This window comes from Roseofilum sp. (assembly GCF_982964205.1).
The window spans coordinates 1-4,441 of the sequence record NZ_CEZBFX010000198.1; the positions used below are offsets into that span (position 1 = coordinate 1).

Sequence of the window (4,441 nt, forward strand, 5' to 3'; positions counted from 1 at the left end):
GCATATCGACCCGATCGAGGATGATCTCGTATCGAGCCTTTTTAATTCTACTTTAGTTATATAGCGTTTCTCAAATAGATGAGGGACAATAAAAAGTCTGCTTTCATTTACCAGTTTTTTACTCCTCTCTTCTAATGTACCTCACTAATTCGATAAAGGCTATAGTATTTTGAGAACTGATGGAATGCATAACATATTTCAGACATCTTGTATCCATTTTCATCCATGTAACTCCTGAGAGAAAAACCAAATTTGAGCACATCTCTGTTAAAGCTAACAAATAGTTCATAATACGCTGGGATTATAACAATACTATCAGTAGATACTGATTCTCCAGCAATCCCGTATAAGACTAATTGATCTAGTAGCATGTTATAGTTTGATGATGCAATTTCAAGCGATTGATACTTAACTTATAATTAGACCCCGTTGTGGCGGTAAGGTGACAATTTCTTTACCTGATTTTATCACACTTTGGGCATCGGGCTGTTTGAAATTCGGATTCTATTTCTAATACTGCGAAATGTGGGATAAAACGTCTTAACTCTTCCTGGCTCTCCCAGACAAATGAACCCACTCCTTTTCCAGTGAATATGAGGCATTTCATCGTTGTTTCAAAACCAGCAAAGTAATATCATCAAATATCTTTTCTTCCCTAATAAACCTCCACACATCTTCAATCACCCGTTCCCGAATCTCATAGGCAGTTTTATCTCGGTGTTCTTGCACCACTGTACACAAACGCTCTAACCCATAGTGTTCTTTCTCCCTATTTTGCGCTTCTGTAATCCCATCCGTGTATAATACCATCACATCAGAAGGATTTAACTGAATATCCTGTTGACTAATAAACTCCAAAATCTGTTCATCTAACCCAATAGGCAATCCCAAATCTATCGTATCAATCAACTCAATATCTCCGTTTAATCGAACCACAATAACTTGCTCATGTTGACCACTGAGTTTTACTCTACCCTGGTGATAATCCAAAATTGCTAGCGTTATATGTTTATCACATTTCATCCGTTGCAAATTGTCATAGAGTGTCTGATTCAATAGATCTAAAAATCGTACTGGATCGGTTTCATTCGCATTTTGCAAAGTACGAATCACGGTTTGAGTCATCAGCATTAACATCCCACTTTCTAAACCATGTCCGGTCACATCCCCAATCCCAATTTTGACTCGCTCTCCTTGCTTGAGAACGTCATAATAATCTCCACCCACTTCATTTGCAGGTTCCATATATCCTGAAATTTCTAAACCCACAATATTCTCTAATTCTTCCACGTTCGGTAGCACCATCTTCTGAAGCTTTCTTACGACATTTAATTCCGAACTCAAGCGCAAGTTTTCCACCTTAAGTTTATCATTTAATATTCCAATTCTCTGATTGGCTAAAGCTAAGTCTGCGGTGCGTTCTTGAAGTTGTCGAAAAGTGTTGAGAATTCGGTCAGCCATATGATTGAAATTGTCGGCTAAATGACCAATTTCATCTTTTCCCACGATCGGGGCACGAGCACTTAAATCTCCTTGAGAAAAGGCTTGAGTTGCTTTTTGTAAACGTTTAATTGGGCGAGTAATAGTGATTCCTAATAAAATAGCTAAAATAATATCAAATCCTAACGCTAAAGAGGCAACGATTCCTTGCAAAAGAAGACTTCCTCTTGTTAACTCTTCTAAGGCAGTTTCTGGAGTCCCTCTCACCAAAACACCAATGGGTTCACCTTGGTAATTATAAATTGCTTTAGCAGCAAATGTATAGTGTTTTCCTTCGAGCTTCATTCGTTGGGTGACCAGGCTATTTTTCGGGATAGTAATTGCTTCTTGTAAAAAAGTTAGATCGGGTATTGAGAGATCTAAAATATAGGAGCCATGAACGGCTGCATAGGCAGATTGATGTGCTTTTATATCAATGGGTTTAACTGAGGTGATTAAGTTAAAGTTTTGCCTGTTTTCATCATAAAGATAGATCCCACTATATCCACCATCGAGAGCTTCTAGAGTAGATTGGACAATCTCTCTTTTTTTATTCACTATATCTCCCGAAACTAGAACAGCAATGGGTTGATCGGTTTGGGGATCTTTGACTGGAGTAATAGTATACCGAATCAGGATTTTTTCTCCAGGCGTTAAGAAGGAAAGATGTTCGGGAGATTCAGCTTCTAAATCTTGCCAATGGATTATTTCACTGGTTTTTATTTGTTCGCCGGTTTTCAGAGCGATCTGAACGAGATTTTTCGGATTAAATACTTCTCCGGCTCGGTTCTGATTACCATTGACAATGATTTTGAGATTCTTTCCAACCAAGGTTGCATATTCAATTTGGCGTGCTTTGATTTCATTTTCTAATATTGTTTGAACTTCCTCTTCTAAGTCGGGAGGAATGAGTTGACCGTAATGGTGATATTGGGCTACTTGAATAATCGCTAAATTGTCAGCTTGTCCTCGAAATCCAAATCCCATTTGATCGATCTTGATATTATATTCTATCTGAGTAACTGCTAATTCAGATTTGGCTTGATGTTCTAATTGATTCCGTCCGGATTTAAAAATTAAGTACGCACCGACACCCACGAGTCCGATAATGGAAATAATTTCTGAGGTAAAAAGGCCAATGAGCTGTTTTTGACGAATGGGTAGATTTTTAAACCACTGAATTGGCCCTGATTGAGCAATTAGAAGCTTGCTAGAAGATGGATCATTTAATGGACTGTTAGATACTCTTAATTCAGAAGAATTGGGATCGTTCATCGTGAGTTAAGTACTTTAAGTTTCAAGGGAAGGATTATATCAATTAAAAATCTTAAATGGGTCTGAGTTGGGAGTAAATGGCTTCTAGCGATGCTAATATAGCGCGATCGCCCCATGGAAATCCTGAGCATGATACGGATGATGGGTTGCTAGAGGCAAGTAACCGATCGCGTACCAGTCGGTCGCGAAGTGTTAGGATACTTGCGCGTGAGCTATCGTTAGTTAGCCATGGAACGGGTAATTGTAAAGGCGATCATCGATCAATTTTTAATTTTTAATTGAAGGTAATGGTTATGTCTTTTATTCGGGATCAATCTTATCATCAGAGGCGTTCCCCGAAGGAGTCGCGGAGCGAATCGCCCCATTCTCCTCAATTTTGGTTGCTTTTAGTTTTGGGGTCAATCCTGCTACATGGATTAGTGTTATGGATAGTGCAGCCCCTATTGCGTCTGAGGATGACGGAGCAAGACTCTGTATCCTTTATTCCTATTGAGATGCTTGAGGCTATTGTTGAGGAAACTTCAGCTCCTGAAGCCGCACCTTCTCCAGTCAATGAGACAGAACCTGAACCCCCATCCCCTTCTCCTAGTCCACCTCCAGTTGTCCCAGAAGTACAGCCTGAACTGGAAGAGAGAGTCCCTTCTTTAGAAGCTTTTCCTGCACCCTTCCCTTCTCCTACGTTTTCCCCTTTTCCGGTTCCCAAACTTTCTCCAACCCCAGAACCTTCATCTCAACCGTCTCCCACTCCAACCCCAGAACCTTCACCTGCACTGTCTCCAACTCCCGAACCCACCCCAGAACCATCTCCAATTCCAACGCCTGAAGCCTCACCTGAATCGTCTCCAACTCCCGAACCAACTCCAGAAACCTCTCCAATTCCAACACCTGAAGCCTCACCTGAATCAACGCCAAGTCCAGAACCTTCACCTGAATCGTCTGTAACACCAGAACCTACACCAAGTTCAGAAGGTACTCCGGTTCCTACGCAGAGTGTCGTTCCTCGTCCTTTGGTGACTCCTTCACCAGATATTGAGTCTGTTCCTGTAAGATCTCCACTTCCCTCTCCTCCCCCTCAAGTTTCTGCCTCTCCCGTTAACCCCTTGCCTGAAAATCCGGCTGTTGCAGAAGAAGAATTACCCAATATTGGCGATATTAAACCGGACGAATTTTCTCCTAAACTTTTAGGACTCCAACCCCCTCCCCCAGAGCAACAAATCGATATTCCAGATGAATGGGCTAAAGCTAAACCTTTAGAAACACCTCTAATTTTAGACTCTGATAATCCCACTTGTCCCCTAGAGTCGGGTGTGCGGGAATACTTTGGTCAAACTATTACTTTGTTCGTTACTATTGATGAGAATGGGAGGATTTTACCCAGTTATACGCGGGTTTTAAATCCTCAAGATACTAATATTGCCTATCAAAATTTAGTCCAGTGTTTGGTCAACGAGCAAACTTGGAGTTTTGAGGCGGCGATCTCAGGAGATCGTCGAGTAGCCAGTAATGTGCAGTTAGAAGTTACCCTCGATCCCATTCTTCCACAACCCAATCTTGAATAAAAGCATATAGTGCTTCGCGCTAGGCAATAGGGAATAGGCAATAGAAAATGTCCTAACTCTCCCTTTCTCTGCTATATACAGCGCTTTGCGCTGTAACGGAGTACAGTATCATTGAGATAAGTCATTGC

The 4,441-nt window shown here is 41.1% G+C and carries 3 protein-coding genes; 2 read left to right on the forward strand and 1 reads right to left on the reverse strand.

Annotated elements, in window-relative coordinates:
- Positions 1–603 precede the first annotated feature (603 nt).
- Complete coding sequence (locus AC3A14_RS24125; protein WP_487779209.1) at positions 604–2,754, reverse strand: SpoIIE family protein phosphatase; 2,151 nt, start codon at positions 2,752–2,754, stop codon at positions 604–606.
- Positions 2,755–2,831: 77 nt separating this feature from the next.
- On the opposite strand from AC3A14_RS24125, the gene AC3A14_RS24130 reads away from it, so the two are divergent.
- Positions 2,832–3,032, forward strand: coding sequence for a hypothetical protein (locus AC3A14_RS24130; RefSeq protein WP_318733068.1), 201 nt, complete (start codon positions 2,832–2,834; stop codon positions 3,030–3,032).
- 15 nt (positions 3,033–3,047) lie between these two features.
- Complete coding sequence (locus AC3A14_RS24135) at positions 3,048–4,313, forward strand: hypothetical protein (RefSeq protein ID WP_318733069.1); 1,266 nt, start codon at positions 3,048–3,050, stop codon at positions 4,311–4,313.
- The last annotated feature ends 128 nt before the right edge of the window (positions 4,314–4,441 follow it).

What these genes read in the sequence shown, in the direction of transcription:
- AC3A14_RS24125 (WP_487779209.1), bottom strand. Translation starts at nt 2,754, where the DNA reads ATGAACGATCCCAATTCTTCTGAATTAAGAGTATCTAACAGTCCATTA.
- AC3A14_RS24130 (WP_318733068.1), top strand. Translation starts at nt 2,832, where the DNA reads ATGGCTTCTAGCGATGCTAATATAGCGCGATCGCCCCATGGAAATCCT.
- AC3A14_RS24135 (WP_318733069.1), top strand. Translation starts at nt 3,048, where the DNA reads ATGTCTTTTATTCGGGATCAATCTTATCATCAGAGGCGTTCCCCGAAG.